The 20,415-nt window shown below is 68.6% G+C and carries 20 protein-coding genes and 2 pseudogenes; 13 read left to right on the top strand and 9 right to left on the bottom strand.

Going from position 1 to position 20,415, the window contains the following annotated elements; genetic code table 11:
• Positions 1-2: 2 nt before the first annotated feature.
• The 3 genes from ACZ4S3_RS11480 to ACZ4S3_RS11470 all read left to right on the top strand — a co-directional run bounded on the left by ACZ4S3_RS11480 (position 3) and on the right by ACZ4S3_RS11470 (position 3,889).
• Positions 3-2,240: an MMPL family transporter gene (locus tag ACZ4S3_RS11480; protein WP_467930632.1), complete on the top strand. Its 2,238-nt coding sequence runs from the start codon at positions 3-5 to the stop codon at positions 2,238-2,240.
• A gap of 138 nt (positions 2,241-2,378) precedes the next feature.
• A complete protein-coding gene (locus tag ACZ4S3_RS11475) occupies positions 2,379-2,669 on the top strand; it encodes an acyl carrier protein (protein WP_467930627.1) in 291 nt (96 codons plus the stop codon).
• Complete coding sequence (locus tag ACZ4S3_RS11470) at positions 2,666-3,889, top strand: beta-ketoacyl-[acyl-carrier-protein] synthase family protein (RefSeq protein WP_467930622.1); 1,224 nt, start codon at positions 2,666-2,668, stop codon at positions 3,887-3,889. Before ACZ4S3_RS11475 ends, ACZ4S3_RS11470 begins: the two co-directional genes overlap by 4 nt.
• 264 nt (positions 3,890-4,153) lie before the next feature.
• On the opposite strand, the gene ACZ4S3_RS11465 is transcribed toward ACZ4S3_RS11470, so the two are convergent.
• Complete coding sequence (locus ACZ4S3_RS11465) at positions 4,154-4,576, bottom strand: ATP-binding protein (protein WP_467930617.1); 423 nt, start codon at positions 4,574-4,576, stop codon at positions 4,154-4,156.
• 162 nt (positions 4,577-4,738) lie between these two features.
• Between ACZ4S3_RS11465 and ACZ4S3_RS11460 the strand changes: the two genes are divergently transcribed.
• The 5 genes and pseudogenes from ACZ4S3_RS11460 (at position 4,739) to ACZ4S3_RS11440 (ending at position 10,053) form a co-directional block, all read left to right on the top strand.
• Positions 4,739-5,506: an IclR family transcriptional regulator gene (locus ACZ4S3_RS11460; protein ID WP_467930613.1), complete on the top strand. Its 768-nt coding sequence runs from the start codon at positions 4,739-4,741 to the stop codon at positions 5,504-5,506.
• Positions 5,507-5,544: 38 nt separating this feature from the next.
• Entirely contained in the window at positions 5,545-7,059 is a 1,515-nt protein-coding gene (glpK, locus tag ACZ4S3_RS11455; protein WP_467930611.1) for a glycerol kinase GlpK, read from the top strand.
• Between the two features lie 209 nt (positions 7,060-7,268).
• Positions 7,269-7,423: pseudogene (locus ACZ4S3_RS11450) on the top strand (IS5/IS1182 family transposase); the annotation flags it as partial.
• A 156-nt stretch (positions 7,424-7,579) separates the two neighbouring features.
• Positions 7,580-9,124, top strand: coding sequence for an FMN-binding glutamate synthase family protein (locus ACZ4S3_RS11445; protein WP_467931547.1), 1,545 nt, complete (start codon positions 7,580-7,582; stop codon positions 9,122-9,124).
• Positions 9,125-9,246: 122 nt separating this feature from the next.
• Positions 9,247-10,053: an alpha/beta hydrolase family protein gene (locus ACZ4S3_RS11440; protein ID WP_467930609.1), complete on the top strand. Its 807-nt coding sequence runs from the start codon at positions 9,247-9,249 to the stop codon at positions 10,051-10,053.
• 12 nt (positions 10,054-10,065) lie between these two features.
• On the opposite strand, the pseudogene ACZ4S3_RS11435 reads toward ACZ4S3_RS11440, so the two are convergent.
• The 6 genes and pseudogenes from ACZ4S3_RS11435 to ACZ4S3_RS11410 all read right to left on the bottom strand — a co-directional run.
• Positions 10,066-10,397 (bottom strand): annotated as a pseudogene (locus tag ACZ4S3_RS11435) (IS5/IS1182 family transposase); the annotation flags it as partial.
• Positions 10,398-10,579: 182 nt separating this feature from the next.
• Positions 10,580-11,818, bottom strand: coding sequence for a serine hydrolase domain-containing protein (locus ACZ4S3_RS11430; protein WP_467930605.1), 1,239 nt, complete (start codon positions 11,816-11,818; stop codon positions 10,580-10,582).
• A 309-nt stretch (positions 11,819-12,127) separates the two neighbouring features.
• On the bottom strand, positions 12,128-12,517 hold the full coding sequence (locus tag ACZ4S3_RS11425) for a DUF1048 domain-containing protein (RefSeq protein ID WP_467930601.1): 390 nt from the start codon (positions 12,515-12,517) through the stop codon (positions 12,128-12,130).
• Positions 12,518-12,519: 2 nt separating this feature from the next.
• Positions 12,520-12,849 (bottom strand): PadR family transcriptional regulator, encoded by a 330-nt coding sequence (locus ACZ4S3_RS11420; protein ID WP_467930597.1) that lies wholly within the window; start codon positions 12,847-12,849, stop codon positions 12,520-12,522.
• 315 nt (positions 12,850-13,164) lie between these two features.
• Positions 13,165-13,554: a hypothetical protein gene (locus ACZ4S3_RS11415; RefSeq protein WP_467930593.1), complete on the bottom strand. Its 390-nt coding sequence runs from the start codon at positions 13,552-13,554 to the stop codon at positions 13,165-13,167.
• A 355-nt stretch (positions 13,555-13,909) separates the two neighbouring features.
• Positions 13,910-14,461: a helix-turn-helix domain-containing protein gene (locus tag ACZ4S3_RS11410; protein WP_467930588.1), complete on the bottom strand. Its 552-nt coding sequence runs from the start codon at positions 14,459-14,461 to the stop codon at positions 13,910-13,912.
• Positions 14,462-14,558: 97 nt separating this feature from the next.
• Between ACZ4S3_RS11410 and ACZ4S3_RS11405 the strand changes: the two genes are divergently transcribed.
• The 5 genes from ACZ4S3_RS11405 to ACZ4S3_RS11385 all read left to right on the top strand — a co-directional run bounded on the left by ACZ4S3_RS11405 (position 14,559) and on the right by ACZ4S3_RS11385 (position 18,716).
• Positions 14,559-15,467, top strand: coding sequence for an alpha/beta fold hydrolase (locus tag ACZ4S3_RS11405; protein WP_467930584.1), 909 nt, complete (start codon positions 14,559-14,561; stop codon positions 15,465-15,467).
• Positions 15,468-15,612: 145 nt separating this feature from the next.
• Complete coding sequence (locus ACZ4S3_RS11400) at positions 15,613-15,795, top strand: hypothetical protein (RefSeq protein WP_467930582.1); 183 nt, start codon at positions 15,613-15,615, stop codon at positions 15,793-15,795.
• Between the two features lie 93 nt (positions 15,796-15,888).
• On the top strand, positions 15,889-16,170 hold the full coding sequence (locus ACZ4S3_RS11395; protein WP_467930578.1) for a UBP-type zinc finger domain-containing protein: 282 nt from the start codon (positions 15,889-15,891) through the stop codon (positions 16,168-16,170).
• 98 nt (positions 16,171-16,268) lie between these two features.
• A complete protein-coding gene (locus tag ACZ4S3_RS11390) occupies positions 16,269-17,792 on the top strand; it encodes an NAD(P)/FAD-dependent oxidoreductase (protein ID WP_467930573.1) in 1,524 nt (507 codons plus the stop codon).
• Between the two features lie 57 nt (positions 17,793-17,849).
• Positions 17,850-18,716, top strand: a complete 867-nt coding sequence (locus ACZ4S3_RS11385) for an alpha/beta fold hydrolase (RefSeq protein WP_467930569.1) — start codon at positions 17,850-17,852, stop codon at positions 18,714-18,716.
• A 110-nt stretch (positions 18,717-18,826) separates the two neighbouring features.
• On the opposite strand, the gene ACZ4S3_RS11380 is transcribed toward ACZ4S3_RS11385, so the two are convergent.
• Positions 18,827-19,099 carry a hypothetical protein gene (locus ACZ4S3_RS11380; RefSeq protein WP_467930565.1) on the bottom strand — a complete coding sequence of 91 codons (273 nt, stop codon included), beginning with the start codon at positions 19,097-19,099 and terminating at the stop codon, positions 18,827-18,829.
• Between the two features lie 356 nt (positions 19,100-19,455).
• On the bottom strand, positions 19,456-19,866 hold the full coding sequence (locus tag ACZ4S3_RS11375; RefSeq protein WP_467930561.1) for a hypothetical protein: 411 nt from the start codon (positions 19,864-19,866) through the stop codon (positions 19,456-19,458).
• Positions 19,867-20,415: the final 549 nt, after the last annotated feature.

Below are 20,415 nucleotides of genomic sequence, written 5' to 3'. Positions count from 1 at the left end.
TGATGAGCAGAGAAGCGGTCGGGGAGCAGGAGAAGGAGCGGCCCGCCACGGCCGCCCCTCGACACTGGGCCGTGACGTACCGATGGCTGATCCTGGGCCTGGCCCTGGTGGCGGTACTCGGTTCCGGTATCGCCGCCGGCGGCGTGCACGGACGCCTGGTGGACGGCGGATACTTCGACCCGTCGGCGGAGTCGAGCCGTGCGGAACGACTGCTGACACAGCGCTACAAATCCGGGACCCCGAAGCTGGTGTTCGTGGCCCGTTCGACGGGTGCGGTGGACGGGCGGCAGGCCTCGGCAGCCGGTCGGCGGCTCGTCGCCGAACTGGCCGCCGAACCCGGTGTCGTCTTCGTACGCGCCCCCTGGTCCCCGCCCACCCGGTCCCTGCTGTCGGCCGACCGACATGCCGCCTTGCTGACGCTCGCCGTCGCAGGGGACGACCAGCAGATGACACGCACCGCGCAGCGCCTGATCCGGAAGTACGCCGGTGCCCGGCCTCCGTTGACCGTGGAGGCGTCCGGACGGCTGTCCGTCAACCGGTACACCGAAGAGCAGAGCCGCCGCGACCTCGTCAGCTCCGAGATGATCGGTGTTCCGCTGGTCTCCGCCGTGCTCCTGATGGTGTTCGGCTCGGTGCTGGCCTGTGCGCTGCCACTCGCCATGGGGCTGGTCAGCGTCACCGGCGCGATGGCCGCCCTGGACCTTCTGGCGCGGCACTATCAGGTGAACGTCTTCGCACTCAACATCCTCACCGCCCTGGGATTCGGGCTGGCGGTGGACTACAGCCTGATCATGGTCAGTCGCTTCCGAGAGGAGCTGGACCGCGGGCTGGAGGTGTCGGATGCGGTGCGCGCCACCGTGCGCTCGGCAGGCCGCACGGTCGCGATTTCGGTAGCCGTGGTGACGCTGTCCTTCTGCGCGCTGCTGTTCTTCCCCACCCCCTTCCACCGCTCGCTGGGCGCCGGCGCCGTGGCGGTGGTCTGCCTGGCCGGTGTCGCCGCGCTGGTGGTCCAGCCGGCACTGCTCGCGCTCTTCGGGCGCCGCCTGAGCCGCCGCCCCGTGCGCGTACGGTGGTGGCGGGCCCGGGACGCCGGTGCTCCGGGCTTCTGGGAGCGGCTGGCCCGCGCGGTGCTGCGGCGCCCACTGGCCGTACTCATCACCGTGTCCGCGTTCCTCGCACTCCTCGCCGTGCCTGCTTTCGGGGCGCGCATGGGGTTCATCGACGAGGACTGGCTGCCCCGCGATGCGGCTCCGCGCCTCGCTGCGGAGCGGGCGCACGCCGAGTTCCCACTGCTGAACGGGACCACGCTCACGGCGCTGACCCCCGGGATCCGGGCCGGCTCCCCGGCCGCCGACCGCATGGGCCGGGCCCTCTCCCGGCTGGCGGGCGCCGACCTGGTGCTGGGTGCCGAGGGGAATTTCCGCGACGGCCGACGACTCGCCGCGTCGCCCGCCCGGCCTGCCGGCGGCGTCGGGCACGGGACCTGGTACTCCGTCACCACACAAGCCGGACCGTACAGTGCGACGGCTCAGCAGCTGGTCGGCGCGGTCAGGGCGCAGAAGGGGGCGGGCCCGGTACTGGTGGCCGGGGAGACGGCCGCGCTGGTGGATATGAAGGAGACCCTTGCACGGCACCTGGGCTGGGCCGCCGCGCTGATCATCGCCGCCGTCGCGGTGCTGCTGTTCTTCTTCACAGGGAGCGTGCTCGTCCCGGTCAAGGCCCTGGTCATGAATCTGCTGAGCCTGACGGTGGCGTTCGGTGCCATGGTGTCTCTCTTCCAGGAGGGGCATCTGTCCCGGCTCCTGGGCGGCACCGCCACCGGTCATGTCGATCCGCTGATTCCGGCGGTGGTGTTCTGTATCGCGTTCGGCCTGTCCATGGACTACGAGGTCTTCCTGGTGGCGCGTATTCGCGAGGAATATCTGCGCACCGGGGACAACGAACGGGCCGTCGTCACCGGATTGCAGCGCACCGGACGGCTGGTGACCGTCGGTGCGCTCGCCGTAGTCATCGTCCTCGGCGCACTGGCGGCCTCCTCGCTGGCCGTTCTGCAAGAGCTCGGAGTCTGCCTGGCCCTCACGGTCGCCATCGACGCGACGCTCGTACGGTGCCTGATCGTGCCGGCCCTCATGGGCCTGGCAGGCCGCTGGAACTGGTGGGCCCCCGCTCCGTTCCTGAGGGTTCGTGCCCACGTCCTGTCCTGGTTGGCCAGGGCCCGTATACCGCACCGACCACCATGAATGTCACGTCGTGTCAGGGGCTGATCCATCGGCCCGCAACGTCTACACCCGACCACTGAGTCACCCACCCCTTCCGACCTCCCGACCTCCCGACCTCCCAACCCTCCACCATCCGCACGCACTTCACGAGGGATACCGATGACCACCACATACGAATTCGTCGCCGACCTGCTCAGCGAGCACTTGGGCGTGCCCGAAAACATCATCAAGCCCGACGCCACCTTCGAGGCCCTGGAACTCGACTCGCTCTCGATCACCGAACTCACCGTGATCATCGAGGACCGGCTCGGCGTCCAACTGACAGAGGAGGACATCAAGCCGACGCTCGGGGAGTTCTGCCAGATCGTCGAGAAGCGGCGCAACGACGGGGAGGCCGTGGGCACGGACACCGCCCGGCAGGACGTACCGGCTACCCCCACCATCCCATGACGGCGGTGGATGTCGCGGTCACCGGGCTGGGACTGGTGACCCCAGCCGGGATCGGTGTCCAGGCAACGTGGGACGGGCTGCTCTCCGGCCGGTCGCCGGCCGCCACGGACGAGCAGCTGGCCGGCCTTCCGGTGAACTTCTCCTGCCGGGTGTCCGGCTTCGACCCCGTGGCCCTCCTTGGGCGCCGGTTGAGCTGGCGTATCGACAGATTCATCCAGATGGGACTGGTCGCCACCCGCGAAGCGGTCACCGATGCCGGATGGGACCCCACCTCCTGGGACGGGGCCCGCGTCGCCGTGGTCCTCGGCAACGGGAACGGCGGCAACGACCAGAGCCAAAAGGAGTACGACCTGCTCAGCAGCGGTCGGCACAAGGCAATTTCCCCTTTGAGCATCACGCGTACGGTGGCCAACATGCTCGCCGGCGAAATCAGCACGGACCTCAAGGCGCTGGGTCCCAGCCTGGTCACCTCCACCGCCTGCGCGTCCGGGGGCACAGCCATTGGCATCGCCCGCAACCTGCTCGTCTCCGGAGCGTGCGACATCGCGATCACCGGCGGCAGCGAAAGCGTCTGCTACCCCATGGCCGCGGCCAGCTTCGGTCAGATGGGAGCCCTGTCCGCCAGGGTGCACGACCCCGCCGGTGCGTGCCGGCCGTTCGATGCGGACCGGGACGGGTTCGTGCTGGGCGAGGGTGCGGGCGTCCTCGTACTGGAACGGCTGGCAGACGCCCGCGCCAGAAATGCGCTGGTCCGTGCCCTCGTCGCCGGATACGGAGCCTCCGCCGACGGCTACCACTCCACCTCGCCCGACCCGGAGGGCCAGGGAGTGGTACGGGCCATCCGCGCCGCACTCGCCGATGCCGCCCTGTCGGCATCGGACATCGACCACGTCAACGCCCACGGGACGTCCACTCAGCAAAACGACCTGGCCGAAGCGCGCGCTCTGTGCTCGGTCTTCGGCACACCGCCGCCGGTCACGGCGAACAAGAGCGTCCTTGGACACTCGATCGGCGGCGCGGGCGGCATCGAAGCCGCCGTCACCGTACTGAGCCTGCAACACCAGGCCATCCCGCCTATCGCCAACCTCGACCGCCTCGACCCCGACATCGACCTGGACGTCGTCACCCGGGCCCCCCGCTCCCAGCGACTGCGTGCGGCACTCAGCAACTCCATCGGCTTCGGCGGTCAGAACGCGGTCCTGGCCTTCCGAACGCCGTAGCACCTCTGATGGGTTCCCTGACACCCGGCGCATCCCAATGTCGACCTTCCGCGCCCCGGTCGCGTCCTCTGCAGGATCAGCGACACTGTCCGCGGCGGTGACCGGACCCGACCCCCGCCCTGCACCTGGAGGCAGTGGCCGTGAGGGAATCCGGCAGCCTTCGGGCCGCTTGCGTCCGTGCACCGCCCGCCGTGGACGAGGGACGCCGCCCGCAAGCGCCTCGTCGTGCGTGCGTTGCCCCGGGCCGGCTGGGGGCCCACCGGCTCACGCTGCGAGGAGCTCCGCCCACCGTGTGATACCGCCCGCATGGACCCGCGTTCCGCACTCGTCCGCCAGGGCGGTGACGATGCCGAGTCCGCGGCCGCGCTCACCCGCACAGGGCTCGACGACCGGCCGCCCGCCCGCCGCCGCAGGCCCCGCGTCGGTGACCTCAACCCGCAGGGCGTTGCGCCCGTCGACGACCTGCGACAGCCGCAGCACCGCCGGAGGCAGGGCGTGGACGACCGCGTTGGTGATCAGCTCCGAGACCACGAGGAGCGCGTCCTCGGCGAGGTCCGGGGCCAGGTTCCAGTCCGCCAGGACCGTACGCGCCCGCCGGCGTACGACCGAGACGGCCTCGGGGATGTGCGGCAGCGGACAGACATGTTCGACCGCCTCCCGAACCACCACATCAAGCTGTGCCGTCATGCTGCCTCCTCCGAGGCCCACTACCGGCTGGACGCCGGGCTTGAGAGGGACGCTATGGGGGACGGTGGACGCGGTCAATGAACATCGGTCGGCATTACCGAACGCCCGCCTGCGGAGACCATCCTTACCGGCAGATGCCGACCGCAGGACTACGATTGCCTCATGGCCGGCCCGGTCCAGTCGATCGAACGGGCGGCGGCAATCCTGCGTTTGCTCGCCAGCGGACCCCGTCGGCTCGGGCTGGGTGAGGTGGCCGCGTCGCTCGGGCTGGCGAAGGGCACCACCCACGGCATTCTGCGCACCCTGCAGAATCTCGACTTCGTCGAGCAGGACCCGGCGACCGGAAAGTACCAGCTCGGGGCCGCGCTGCTGCACCTGGGCACCAGCTACCTCGACGTGAACGAGCTCCGGTCCCGCTCGATCAACTGGGCCGACGCCCTGGCCGCCCGCAGCGGGGAGGCGGTCCGCCTGGGCGCGCCCCTGGAGGGCCAGGTGCTCATCGTCCACCACGTCTTCCGCCCCGACGACACCCTCCAGACACTGGACGTGGGCGCGCTGCTGCCCCTGCACGCCTCCTCGCTCGGCAAGGTGCTGCTGGCCTTCGGCAGCGTGCCCCTGGAGCCGGCCGTGGAGGCCGGGCTGGAGGCGTACACCCGGCACACCCTGGTCGCCCCGGAGCGCCTCACCCGCGCGCTCACCGAGGTCCGGGAGCTCGGGTGGGCTGCCGAAGTGCAAGAGATGATCACGGACGAGGCCGGCATCGCCGCGCCGATACGGGGCCACGGTGGCCTCGTGGTGGGCGCCATCGGCATCTCCGGCACGGTCGAGCGGATCTGCGACTCCAAAGGGGTCCCACAGCCGGCCCTGGTGACCCAGGTGCGGCACGCGGCCCGCGCGATCTCCAGAGATCTGGGGGCCGCCCGCTGGTGAGCCCCGCCGCCCTTGTGCACCGCAACGGAAGGCTGATCATGGTTGAGCGGTATGTGATGTCCATCGACCAGGGCACCACCTCCACCCGATGCATCCTGTTCGACCACCAGGGGCGGCTGGTGTCGGTCGCCCAGCGGGAGCACCAGCAGCACTTCCCCCAACCCGGGTGGGTCGAGCACGACGCCGTCGAGATCTGGCACACCCTCCAGCGCGTGGTGCCGCAGGCGCTCTCCGACGCCGATGTCGGCCCCGATGAGGTCGCGGCCATCGGGATCGCCAACCAGCGCGAGACGACCGTGCTGTGGGACCGGCGTACGGGCACCCCGCTGGGTAGGGCGATCGTCTGGCAGGACACCCGTACGGCCCCCCTGGTCGAGGAGCTCAGAAGCCGGCCCGGGGACGAGTTCTTCCTCCAGCGCTGCTGCCTGCCCCCTTCCACGTACTTCTCCGCCCCCCGGATCCGCTGGCTGTTCGACCACTTCGACGGGCTGCGGCAGCGCGCCGAGGACGGCGAGGTGCTGTTCGGCACGATGGAGAGCTGGCTGATCTGGAACCTCACCGGCGGGCCGGCCGGCGGTAAGCACCTCACCGACGTCACCAACGCCAGCCGCACCATGCTCATGAACATCAGCACCCTCGACTGGGACAAGGAGCTGCTGGAGTTCTTCGGGGTCCCCCGCCCGATGCTCCCGGAGATCCACTCCTCGGCCGAGACCTACGGAACCGCCCGTTCCGTCCTCCCGGGCGTCCGTATCACCGCGGCACTCGGTGACCAGCAGGCGGCGCTGTTCGGACAGACCTGCTTCGCCCCCGGCGAGGCGAAGTGCACCTACGGAACCGGCAGTTTCCTGCTGCTCAACACCGGCACCGAGCTCGTAAGGTCCCGGCACGGGCTGCTCACCACCGTCGCGTACAAGATCGCGGACCAGCCCGCGGTCTACGCACTCGAAGGCCCGATCGCCGTCACCGGCGCGCTGGTCCAGTGGTTCCGCGACCGGCTGGGGCTGATCAGCACCGCCCCCGAGATCGAGACCCTCGCCCGCGCCGTCGAGGACAACGGCGGCTGCTACATCGTCCCGGCGTTCTCCGGCCTGTACGCGCCGCACTGGCGCAGCGACGCCCGCGGCGTCATCGTCGGCCTCACCTCGTACATCACCAAGGAGCATCTGGCCCGAGCCGTGCTGGAGGCCACTGGCTGGCAGACCCGGGAGGTGGTCGACGCCATGAACGCCGACTCCTCGCTTGCCCTCAAGGTGCTCAAGGTGGACGGCGGTATGACGTCCGACAATCTGCTCATGCAGTTCCTGGCCGACGTGCTCGACGTGCCCGTGGTGCGCCCCATGGCCGTCGAGACGGTCTCCTTGGGCGCCGCCTACGCCGCTGGGCTCGCCGCCGGCTACTGGCCCGACCTGGAGGTCCTGCGCCGCAACTGGCACCGGGCCGCCCAGTGGCTGCCGGACATGTCCCCCCAGCGGCGGCAGTCGGAGTACGAGAACTGGAAGCGGGCGGTCGAGCGCTCGCTCGGCTGGATCGCGCCGCCGAACCCGCTCTGACGGCTTGTCTCCCCGGCTCGCCTGCTGGTCCCCCCATTGATAGTGGGTGCAGACGATGTGGAGCTTCCCGTCGCGCTCTAGCATCGCTGGCGGCTCCTGGCCGTTGACCGACGGCACCTTCGTCCACCCGGCCCCGTCGGCGTCCAGGGCCCGTGCGCCGCTCCCGCCGGCCATCTGCCGGGCATCGCCGACCCAGCCTCGCCGGGAGCGAGAAGGCCCCTGTCCAGGCCACCCAGCGCTACGAACGCCGCCCCAGCATCATCAACGCCTTCTTCGACCTCGCGGATGCCGTCATCACCCTGCGCAGCCTGTTCCGACGCGCCTGGACCACCACCGCTGGGACCACCACCCCACCCGACGACCCTGCCCCCGTACCCATCCGTGCGGGCCTCTAATATCATTTCGCGTTCTCCGACGGACGCTGACGCCCGCTTGGTCGTGTCCGCCGCCCAACGCCCGACACGACACGACGACGTCCATCGCATGGCGATGGCGTCGATCATCGAGGAGAGGAACGTTCATGCGCGCCCGGAGCATCGTCACGGCCACCGCAACGGCACTGGCACTGGTGGCCGCTCGTGACCTTGTCCAGAAGAAGCACGCATTGCTCCGGAACTTCCCGCTGATCGGGCATGCCCGGTATCTGTTGGAGACGATCGGGCCGGAGCTGCGGCAGTACATCGTGACCTCCAACGACGAGGAGCGCCCGTTCAGTCGTGACCAGCGCACCTGGATCTATGCGTCGGCGAAGGGGGAGAACAACTACTTCGGGTTCGGAACCGACAACGACGTTGAGCACATGCAGGGGCACGCGTACCTGAAGCAGCGAACGTTCGCCGACACGCTGCCCGACGCCCACGACCCGCAGGCCCCACTGCCCTCAGCCAAGGTGCTGGGCGGGCCTCGCGGGCGTGCCAAGGCGTTCCGACCGGCGAGCGTGGTGAACATCTCGGCGATGAGCTTCGGATCGCTCTCCGGCGCGGCGATCACGGCGCTCAACAAGGGAGCGGCGCTGGCCGGCACGATGCAGAACACGGGAGAGGGCGGCCTCTCCCCGTACCACCGCAACGGCGGCGACCTCGTCCTTCAAATCGGTACGTCCTACTTCGGCTGCCGCAACGAGGACGGCAGCTTCAACATCGACAAGCTCAAGGATGTGGTCGCCGGCGCCCCGGTCAAGGCGATAGAGATCAAGCTCTCCCAGGGCGCCAAGCCAGGGCTGGGCGGGATGCTGCCGGGCGCGAAGGTGACCCCGGAGATCGCCGAGATCCGCGGCATCCCGCTCGGCGAGGACTGCGCCTCCCCGTCGCGGCACACCGCGTTCAGCGACGTCGACTCGATGCTCGACTTCGTCGAACTGCTCGCCACCGAGACCGGTCTGCCGGTCGGAATCAAGAGCGCGGTGGGAGAGATGGACTTCTGGCAGGAGCTGGCCACGCTGATGGCGCGTGGTGACCGTGGTGTCGACTTCGTGACCATCGACGGCGGCGAGGGCGGCACCGGGGCGGCACCGCTGACCTTCTCCGACTCGGTGTCGCTGCCCTTCCGGATGGGCTTCTCCCGGGTCTACGGCGCCTTCGCCGAGCTGGGGCTGACCGATGACCTCACCTTCATCGCCTCCGGCAAGCTCGGCCTGCCCGAGAACGCCGCGGTCGCCTTCGCTCTGGGTGCCGACATGATCAACGTGGCCCGTGAGGCGATGCTGTCGATCGGCTGCATCCAGGCGCAGAAGTGCCACACCGACAAGTGCCCCACCGGCATCGCCACCCAGAACCCGTGGCTGGCCCGCGGCCTCGACCCGACCTCGAAGGCCACCCGGGCCGCTGTCTACCTCCGCACCCTCCGCAAGGAGCTGATAAAGGTCTCGGCGGCCGTCGGCGTCGCCCACCCGGCGCTCATCACGGCCACCGACATCGAAATCATGAACGGCGACTACGAGGCCCGCACCCTGGCCGGCGTCTACGGTTACAAGGAGGGCTGGGGCGAGCTCGGCCCGCACCTCGCCGAGGAGATCACTGCACTGCTCACCACCAAGCCGACCTCCGTACAGAAGCCGACCGTCTGACGCGCCGACAGCGACAAGCGCCGCGCTCACTGCTCTCCTGCTCGGAGCACGCGCGTGGCACCAGCCGGTGTCGCCCTCGTCCCCTCTGCCCCACGAACCGTCCCTGCCTAGGTGATCGCAACATGACCGAAAAAGTGAGATTCCCGAGCGTCGTCGGCCCCGAACTGGCCGGAACGATCGACCTGCCAGACGGCGAGATCCGAGGCTGGGGGATCTTCGTGCACGGATTCACACTCGGCAAGGACTCGCCGGCCGCCTCGCGCGTCAGCAAGCAGCTGGCACGCGAGGGGATCGGCATGCTGCGCTACGACAACCTCGGGATCGGGGACTCCGACGGCGACTGGGGGGACGGTTCCTTCACCGTCAAGGTCCAGGACACGGTCCGTGCGGCAGCCTTGATGGCGGAGCGAGGGACTCCAGCAGACCTGCTGGTGGGGCACTCATGGGGAGGCGCCGCCGTCCTCGCCGCAGCGGCCGAGGCAACCGGCGTCCGCGCGGTCGCCACGATCGGGGCGCCTGCCGACCCCAGCCACGTCGAGCGACAGTACGACGCGGTCGTGGATCGCGTTCTCAGTGACGGGTCGCACGAGTGGTTCGTCGGCGGGCGGACCCTGGTCCTCAAGCGCGCCTTCGTCGAAGACGTCCGCCGTGCTCATCTGCGCGACCGGATCCGTGAGTTGGACCTGCCGCTGCTCGTCCTGCATTCGCCTACCGACAACACTGTCGACATCGACAACGCCGGGGAGATCTTCCGCGAGGCACGACACCCGCGAAGCTTCGTCTCGCTCGAAGGGGCAGATCATTTCCTGACCGCACGAGGACAAGCGCAGCGAGCCGCCCACATCATCAGCGCCTGGGCCGACCAGTACATCCACGGGTCACGGCCCGGAGGCAAGACGTCTCAGGTGAGGAAGAGCTCGCTCGGATAGGTGTCGGGGGCAGGGTCGTCGGGTGGGTCGGTGGTCCCAGCGGTGGTGGTCCAGGCGCGTCGGAACAGGCTGCGCAGGGTGATGACGGCATCCGCGAGGTCGAAAAAGGCGTTGATGACGCTGGGGCGGCGTTCGTAGCAGTGTGCGAGCCGGTAGACGGCGTTCTGCCAGGCGCTGGTGCGCTCTACGCGCCGGCGCTGGGTGGCCTGGACAGGGGCCTTCTCGCCTTTGTGCGCAATCCGGTTTGTGCGCAATCCGGCTTCGTAGTCCGCGTGCGGCGAGGTGGTGCGGGTGTTGCCCGACTCGTAGCCGGCATCCAGGTACACGGTGCTGTCGTCGGGCAACATCGCCCGCTACGTCACAGTCGACCAACCCGCCCCACATGGGCCAACTTCAGCCCCACCAACGTCGCCGCCCGCCGGGGACGGGGGCACCGGTGCTGCGGTTGCGCTGCGGTCCAGGTGGCTGTCGGCGATGTCGTCGGACTCGGGGCGGGGTCCCAGTTGTCTTCGACCAGGTAGGCGAGTCAGTCGTCGATTGCCTGGTAGAGGGTGGTCCAGAAGTCGTGGATGGCCCGCGCCGAATCCGGAGTGGACATCCCGGTCTGGGTGAGCAGGATGCCGACGAGCCGGTTCGCCGGGTCGGCGTACGTAGTGGTGCCGGCTCCGCCGTCCCAGCCGAACTGGCCGATGGGCGCGAAGTCACCACGGTAGGTGCGCACCGCCATCCCGAAGCCCCAGCCGCCGTGCTGTCCCGTGCCGTGTGACAAATGGACGACGTTGCGGCCCCAGGCTTCTCGGGCAGCCAACTGCTCGGGCGTGAGGCGGTTGGTGGTCATCAGCTCAACAGAGGGCCGGGACAGGATCCGCTGGGTCCCGTGCATCCCGTGGTTCAACAGCATCCGGAAGTAGGCGTGATAGTCGTCGACGGTGGAGTCGAGTCCGCCGCCGCCTGACTCGAACGCCGGAGGCTTGCTGTGGTGTCCCCCTTCGACCTCGTCCGCCACGATGAACTCTCCGGTCTGCGGATCGGGGGCGTACAGGGGCGGCAGCCGGTCGATCTTGTCAGCGGGCACGTGAAAACCGGTGTCCTTCATGCCCAGCGGATCGAAGATGCGCTCGCGCAGGAACGTCTCGAACGACTGGCCGGTGACCCTGGCGACGAGCACGCCGAGCACGTCGTCGCTGACGTTGTACAGCCACCGCTCTCCGGGCTGGTACATCAGCGGGAGCGCGCCAAGGCGGCGCATCCACTCATCCGGTTCCGGTGCCGGCAACAGCCATCCGTCCTCCTGGCCGTAAACCCCCTGCTCGAAGAGCGCGCCCATCATCGGAGAGGTCCGCGCTGTCATATCGAGTCCGAGCCCGAACGTGGAGGTGAGCAGGTCCCGCACGGTGATCGGACGCCGCGCCGGCACGATGTCGTCCAGCGGGCCGTCGGGCCGCTTGAGCACCTGCCGGTCGGCGAGCTCGGGCAGCCACCGGTCTATCGGGTCGTCCAGCCGCAGCCGGCACTCGTCCAGCAAGACCATCGCCACCGCGACCGCGACCGGCTTGGTCGTCGAGGCCATCCGGAAGATGGTGTCCCGGCGCATCGGTACGCCACCGTCATGGCGCATCGTCCCGAGCGCTTCGACGTGTGTCTCCTCGCCCCGGCTGACCAGGGCTACGAGCCCGGGAATCTTCCCGGAATCGACATGCCGTGCCAGCACCTCGCGCAGTCTGCGCAGCCCTGCTTCGGAGAAGCCGCTATTGCCTTTTCGCATCATGAATCCCCCTGTGTAAGTGTTCGATGCACACGATGTTTGATCTTGCGAGACCCGTCCCGGCGTGGCGCTCATGGGCTTTGCATGGGCGCGCTCGGCGTGGCCCGGTTCGCAGCCCTGAGGGCGCAATCGCTGAACCGGTCATGGCATCCGCCATCGCCAACCGCTCTGATGCCGGCTGTCGCCGTCGTGACGTCGCCGTTGACATGCGGCGAGAGGTGGCCGACCGGGCATGACCCCGTGGCCACGTAGCGCGGACAGTCGAGGAAAGTGGTGCTCGGCCCCCGGGCACGATGTGCCGCGTCGTTGTCAGACTGCCTTGTCTTCTTTTCCGGTGTCTTCGCCGGCGGCGCGCTCGATGTCGTCGGTCAGCCGCTTCCGCGCACGGGTGGGGACATAGCCACCCTCCGAGTAGTTCTGGACGAACGCCTCGACGAACTCCACCGGGTCCTCCCCGACGATCTCGCGAATCGACGTTCCGTCCGCCGCGGCCTGCTCGAACAGGTCGGCAAGGTCTTCGAACATCGACGCATTGCTGTCGCCGTCGGTCGGCACGAAGTGCATCAGGTACCGCTCGATCGCTTCGACCGCCGTGCGGTAGTTCTCGGGAAGCTCCTTGACGCGCGCCTTGTACGCCCTCCAGCGCTTCTTGGGCCCGATCACCTTCGAGATAAAGCCGCTCTTTTCGACATCGGGCATGGTTACTTGCCCCCTTCGCGGAGCTGTTCCAGTCGTTCCGCGAGGAAGCTCCACGTCCTCCAGAACTCTTCGAGGTACTCCCGTCCCTGAGTGTTGAGGGAGTGCACCTTGCGTGGTGGCCCCTTCTCGGAGGGGACCTTCTCCACGTTGACGAGACCGCGCTTCTCCATCCTGATGAGCAGCGCGTAGATGGTCCCTTCGGCGATGTCGGAGAAACCCTGCTCCCGCAACCGTGCCGTGATCTCGTAGCCGTAGGCGGGCCGGCCGGACAGGGACGCGAGAATGATGCCCTCCAGCGTGCCCTTGAGCATCTCCGTCAGCAGCTTGGCCATGGAACACCTCCTCCCCGAGCTATTCAGCGACACTGAGTACTGGTACACCGTAACGCTGACTACCAGTACTTAGCAAGACGGAATAGCGGAGAGCCAAGCCGGCACCACAAGCGCTCAGTTCAGCAGCTTTACCGGAGGGACCCCGAGCGGGCCGCACTGCTCGTGGAGATCGACGGGCACCTGTACGTACGCTGCGGCGAAGCCGGTGACGACGCCTGGCTGACCGAGAGCGTCGGCAAGGGCCTGGTGACCCCTTTCGGTCCGCACCTGGACCGCAGCGCCCGGATCACCTCCTCCCGCCGCAGTGGTAGCCGCTCAGTCCGCGCCGCCGTCATCGTCGTCCAGCTCGAGCGCGGCTCTGTTACGCAGCGGGAGGACGCTGTCCGGGAGCGGTCCGCTGGCGCGCTTGGTACGGCGGGCGGGCCGTCTGGCCGCGGCGCGGGCCAGATCGGCCGGGGCCAGGGCCGCGTAATGCGGCGCCTCGATCCGGACCAGGCCGGTGTCGTCCGGCCGGGCGGCGGCGAGTTCCGCACGCAGATCGGACATGGTCTGAAAGCGGCGCGGGTCCCTCGCCTCGGCCCTGCGGGTCCGCAAGCGCCGGATGCGGGCGCCCAGGGTCACAGCGACGACGGCGGCGCAGAGCGCTCCGACGACGGCGGTCCAGGTCACCCCTTCCACGACGCGCCAGATACCCGTGCCCGTCATGTGAACCCCCACTGCGACGTTCTCGGTGCCCCGCCCCGTATTCCCCGCTCGACGGCACCGGTCCACGACACTCCCAAGGCGTGCGCTCAACCAACCGAATGCGGGCTGGACTTCGCGAAGCGTCCCTGGTGCTGTGACCAGGGAGGTTCACCGGGTTACGGCTCGCGGCCCGAACCATGGTGTCCCTGATGGCGCCAGACCGAGTGGACAGGCTGTGGCCGATGCAGTGCGGGTCGTAGAAGCGGAAGTCGCCCCGCAGGCCGACCTTGGCCTGGGCCTTGCGCCGCTTACGGCCGAAGGTGGACGGCCGGAAGGACACGCCCAACCGGCCCCCCTCGTGCCTGCCGGACGGCCCTTAGGGCCTGTCGTCGGCCGGGGGTGGCCCCTCGGCGGGGAACAGGATCGGGCTGAGCAGGTGCCGGGTGCGCTCGGGTGCGGGCTTGTTCCCCATCCGGGCGACGAGCACGTCGCGCATCTCGCCGATCAGCTCGGCGAGTTCGTCGGGGCTGAGCCAGAGCGCGTGCTGGCGGAAGCCCACCAGATCGGCGGTCGGGTCGGCGCCGTCCCGGTCGAGGTAGGCGTTGAACTCGGCCAGCAGCGTGGCCATGGCCACGGCGAAGGCGCGCCGGTGGTCCTCCACCGACACCGACGCCGCGGTGTCGGCGTCGATCACCGCCCGCTCCCGCCGCAGCCGGTACCGGCGCTCGACGGCGCCACGTACCCGCTGCTCGCCCTCCACTTCCAGGAGGCCGCTGTCGGCCAGCAGTCCGACGTGCCGGTACACGGTGGCCTTCGACACGTCGGGGAGCAGCGCGCACACCTGCGACGTGGTGAGCGTCCGTCCGCCGGTCATGACGTGCACGATGCGCAGCCGTACCGGGTGCAGAAGCAGATCGACCGTGTCCATGGGCTTACTTTCTCATAGCTGATACTGTTCTCAAAGTTAAGAATGATGGCCAATGGCCACTGAACTGCGAGTTCGAGTGAACGGGGAAGAGCGGACCATGCCGCACCAATCGCTATTGCTGGGACGCCACTACGACATCGACGGGCGGCAGCTGATGCTGCACCGCTCCGGCAGTGGCGGCCCGACCACGGTGTTTCTGGCAGGAGTCGGGCTGATGAGCCTGGACTACCTGAACATCCACAACCGTGTCGCCGAGCTGACCGGCAGCGTGCTCTACGACCGTGCGGGCAGCGGCTGGAGCGACCCGGTCGAACTGCCCCGCACGGCGGCCGAGGTCACCGACGAACTGCATGCACTGCTGCACACCGCCGCCGTACCCGGCCCGTACCTGCTGGTCGGCCACTCCCTCGGCGGGGCCTACGCGCGCCACTACGCGAGGCGCTTCCCCGGCGAGGTCGCCGGCCTGCTCCTGCTCGATCCGTTCCACGAGGACATGGCCATACGCGCACCCCTGGCAGCACGGGAGCGGCTGGACCAGATGCTGGAGCAGATGCGGGACCAGGAGCTGGCGGAGCCCACGGAGGAGCAGATCCAGCAGTCCCGCGACCAGATGATCCACCACTTCACGGCCTGGCCGGAGGCCGTGCGCGAGCCGCTGGTCGAACGCCACCTCGCCACCTGGCAGGTCGCCTCACAGGAGAACCAGAACCTCTACGACAAGGTCGCCGACGAATTCCGGCACGCACCGGACACCCCCGACGTGCCGCTGATCGTGCTCTCCGCCATGGGACACGACATCACACAGGCCCACCTCTGGCCCGAAGAGCTGCTGCGCGAGATCAACGACAACAAGCGCGCCCTACACGCGGAACTGGCCGCGGAAGCCCCGCGCGGCGAACACCGCATCCTCGATGACGCAGGACACGGCTGGCTCCATGAGGAACGCCCGGACGCCGTGCTCCAGGCGGTCAACGACCTTCTTCGAACGGAGAGTTCGGCGACATAACAGGACGAGGCCCAGCACGCGAGCTTGTGGGCGCGCAGAAGGGTGGCCCGGTCGGCTTCTTCCTGCACGCCGCGGGCCTATAGGCGGCGGACCGGCTTGGACGTTCGACCCGCACCCGGCGGCCTCCCGCATCAAGGCGCCGACCTTGCTCGTGCACAGCCGCGACGGGGCGATTCCCCAAGGGGCGGAGAAGTTCTACGACGCGCTCGAAGGCCCGAAGCGGCTGGTCTGGACGAGCGGCACCCAGTTCGACTTCTACGACCAGGACGCCAAGGTCTCCGAGGCCGCCGGAATCGCGGCCCGGCACTTCACGGAAACCCTGGCCTAGCGCGGCAGCTCGATCGTTCGGCGGGGCACAGCGGTGTGCGACAGAACAACCGCTGTGCCCCGCCCCACGTCCCCTCCCCCGACGGAGACACCCATGCCCACCTGCTCACACCTCGACCAGATCACCACCATGGCCGCCCAGGCGTCCGACGGCTGCCAGGAATGCCTGCAGTCCGGCGACGGGTGGGTCCATCTGCGCCGCTGCCTCACCTGCGGGCACATCGGCTGCTGCGACTCCTCCAGGAACCGGCACGCGAGCCGCCACTACGAGTCCACCCACCATCCCGTCGTCGCCTCCGCCCAGCCGGACGAGAACTGGGGCTGGTGCTTCCCGGACCAGCTCTTCCTGGAGTTCATCGAAGGGACGCCCCAGTGACCCCGACCCCAGCTCCGGCTCCGGCTCCGGCTCCGACCCCAGCTCCGGCTCCGGCTCCGGCCGATAAGGCAGCCAAACCGGTGATCCTCCTGGAAGCCGTGAGCAGATTCCCCGACGCCCGCCGGGTGCTGCTCACCGCCTACGCCGAAACCGACGCCGCCATCGCCGCCATCACCGCCATCACCGCCATCACTGCCATCACCGCCATCACCGCCATCACCGCCATCACCGCCATCACCGCCATCAACAAGGTGCGCCTCGACTACTACCTCATGAAGCCCTGGGACCCACCCACCGAACGGCTCTTCCCCGTCCTGGACGACCTGCTCTCCGACTGGCTCGCCGCCTACCGCCCCGCCTATCAGGGCATCCGCGTCGCCGGCCATGTGGTGTCGGCCGGCACCCGCGCCGTACGCGACTTCCTCACCCGCAACGGCCAGCCATTCCTCTTCCTGAACGTGGCGACCGACCCGGAGGCGCGACGGCTCATCGACCAACACCCCATCCCGAACCCCGATTTGCCCCTCGTCGCCTTTCCCGATGGCGCTGTGCTCTCCGCCCCCGGAAACACCGAACTCGCCGATCAGCTCGGCCTCTCCACCACCGCCTCCCGCCCGCACTACGACACCGTCATCGTCGGCGCGGGGCCGGCCGGGCTCGCCGCGGGCGTCTACGCGGCCTCCGAGGAGCTCGCCACCCTCCTCCTGGACGCCAACTCCCCCGGCGGACAAGCAGGAACCTCCAGCCTCATCGAGAACTACCTCGGGTTCCCCACCGGCCTCTCCGGCGGCGACCTGACCCGGCGCGCGGTGAGCCAAGCGGGTCGATTCGGCGCCGAGTTGCTCCACCCCGTAGAGGTCGTCGGACTGCGCCTGGCCGACCCGGCCCGCATCATCACCCTGGCGGACGGCTCCGAAATCAGCGCCGAGACCGTGCTGCTCTCCACCGGCGTGTCGTACAACCGCCTGGACGTCCCCGGCGCGGACCGCTTCGAGGGCGAGGGCCTGTACTACGGCGCCGCGACGACCGAGAGCAGCTCCTGCATCTCCCACCACGTCTTCATCGTCGGCGGCGCGAATTCGGCCGGTCAGGCGGCGATTCACTTCGCCAAGTACGCGGCCGAAGTCACCGTCCTCGTGCGCGCCGACTCACTGGAATCCGGCATGTCCCAATACCTCGTCGACGAGATACACCGCACCCCCAACATCGAGGTACGACTGAGCACTCGGCTTCTCTCCCTCGACGGCGACCGGCACCTGGAACGCATCACACTCATCAACGACCGGACAGGCACCGAAATCGAGGAAGCCGCACGGTTCATCTTCACCTTCATCGGGGCACGCCCACGCACCGGCTGGCTGGACGGTGTCGTGGAATGCGACGAACGCGGCTTCGTCCTCACCGGTCCCGGCCTCCTACGGTCCGGCAACCCGCCCGCCTCCTGGCCACTGGAACGCGCCCCCCTTCTGCTGGAGACCAGCGTGCCGGGGGTCTTCGCGGCAGGCGACGTGCGCGCCCAGTCGATAAAACGGGTGGCCTCCGGCGTGGGCGAGGGCGCCATGGCCGTCGCGCTCGTCCACCGCTACCGGGCGGGCAGCGGCGGGGGAAGTCCGAGGCACTGACCCCCGACAATGTCCGCGACACCACCGGCGGACGGCTCAGAGCGCGATACTCAACGGGTGGACTCGATTTACCGCACTGCGACGGGCAAAAACCTCATCCGACGCTGGTGCCTCGACCAGCTCGCCGCGTGGCCGGTGCCACACGAACGGAAGACGGTCACGGCCAGGGACGCACAGACCCATATAGTCCTCGCCGGCTCCGGAACGACGACGGTCGTGTTCGTCCCGGGCACCAACTTCAATGCCGCCGCGTCCCTGCCGTTGGCCACCGAACTGGTCGCTGCGGGCCACCGTGTTGCGCTGGTGGACGTCCCGGGCCAGCCCGGTCTCAGTTCCGGCGAACGCGGGCTCTCCGGCGGCCGGTTGTCCTGGTACGGGACATGGTTGAGCGAGGTGGTCGAGGAGATATCGGCCGAGCCGGTAGCGGTGATGGGTCACTCGTTCGGCGCCGCCATCGCGCTGTCCAGCGCCTCTCCCCGCATCGACCGGCTGGTGCTGGTCTCCCCCGGCGGCCTGACGAAGCTGAGGCTGACCCCAGCTGTGCTGGCCGCCTCAGCAGCATGGTTCTTCCGGCCCGCACCGACACACAGCGCCCGGCTCCTGCGCGTCATGCTCGCGCCTGGCCATCCTCCCCGCGAGGAACTGGTGGAGTGGATGACACTGGTCGCGCGGCACTCACGCTCCAGCGGGGCGCCAGGCACCGCCACTCTGCCGGCACGGCCAGTGCCCCGCCTGATCGTCACGGGGGAGCACGATGCCTTCCTGCCGCCCCGGCGACTCGAACCAGTGGTACGCAGCACACTCGGCAAGGAATTGGGCGTGATCACCGGAGCAGGTCACCTCGTGGTCGAAGAGGCCCCCGGATACCTGTCCACCCTCGTGGGGCAAACGGGTCAGCCCACTCCCGAAGTCCGGGCGGGATAGCGCGCGGCGCCCACTCCCCTGCCGCCTGTCGCCGGGTGCGAGCACTCGGCGACAGGCGGCGCTGACCACCACGGGCCGATCGTGCCTCAAGCCGCGCCAGTCACCACCGGCTAAGGGCTGTCCCCCGGGCTCTTTGCCTCACTCATCGGGCCAAGTTGACCCCGAAGACGATTTAGCGACTCCATCATGACATTGGACATCTCAATGCAGGCATCAGCCGCTTCCGAGGCTTGCGAGAGGCCGTCGAGCCCTTCACGAACCTCTCCGGTATTGACCTTTTCGGTGAAGCCCCTTACATAGGCTTCCAAGTTCGCAGCATATCGCTCAAGCTCTTTCCCCAATGAAAGCAACGACGGGTCATTCAAGGTCTCATCGTCCGCCACGAGCCGCTCCCACCACTCCGTACTTCAACCTGGACACCATGATCGAACTCTACGTGCAGCCTTAGCCGGTGTGCGGAGCCACGAATGATCCTTACCAATCCCATACGCCAACAGGCCTGCTGACTACAGACACGTACTCAACCCGCAGGAAGACGAATAGGAATCGCAGTGCAGCGTTCTCAGCGAAAGTTCGTCCGAAAGCGTCCTGAAGCCCCCGAGCCGAAAAGTCGAAAACGAGAATCCCGTAACCGAGTGCGCGCGTTCCGGTTCCCTCAACCTTCCCTTCAAGGCAACGCAGCCTTATTCGTCATCCCTGCTCAGGATGTTGATGCCATCGCCGAAGAGCTGACGATCGCTCACTCCGCATCCGTGACTCCGGGGTGCTCTCCCACCGGCCAGCGGTAGGAGGGATCCGACGGGCACTTCCAATCCGGCCAGGCTCCCTCGCCGTCGGAGGCGAGCACCATGGGGTGGCGGTGCCTTGCTCGGCATACAGGCCAGGCGCGGCCACCCTCGATCAGCTGCAGATTCTCGAGGACGGCCGCCTGGGCATGGAAGGCCAGTGACTCCACTACCGCGCCGGGCTCCCCGGCCGGCTCCGGCTCGAATTCGAGCGGGCCGAGCCGTACCCCGGACACGACCAGGTCCCGCCACTGCTGCGGGTCCTCACCAGGTGGGGCGGTATAAACCAGCCGCGGCCGCAGACCGCAGGCCCGCAGGTCGTGGTCGACAGGAGCGAAGAGATCTTCGGGCTCCAACGCTGCCATGACGCACTCACTTTCTCACTTACCTACGCCGGCCCAGTCCGCGACGCAGCCAGCGAACCCTCGCCCTGCGCCACGCCTTGCGCCCGGAGCTTCGACAGCAATGCCGGCAGCCCGGCTTCCGCGGCCTTGCAGCGGTGGGCTTCGGCGTCGGATTCTGAGCTTGTGTGGCACCCATTGTGGTCGACAGCACGGCCACACCGCACGCCGCAGCTGCGGCACCACGCACATGGTGACGGATCGTCAAGAATTCCCCCGGACATGGTCGGCGGATATGAACACGTATCCGCCGGCCAGGCTAAGGGAACTTGACCGGCCCCGACCGACCTTGATCATTAAGAACGCGTCATGATCTCGGCAGCGATGCCTGTGAAGGCAGGGCCTGTATTCATCGCAGGCAGGAATCTCACGGCGATCCGAAACCCTTTGCCGACCTGGAGTTTCACAAACCTTGACGAGTTCGCGTCGTCGGCCCAGCGATGATCACGACTGGGTTCCCGTCCTACGGGGACACGGAGGGGACCGTGCGCGGACGCTCAACCCCTCAACCAT

This window comes from Streptomyces sp. NPDC028368, from assembly GCF_055565615.1.
The sequence above is the reverse complement of the archived record's forward strand: the minus strand, read 5'-3'. Positions and strand labels throughout refer to the sequence as shown.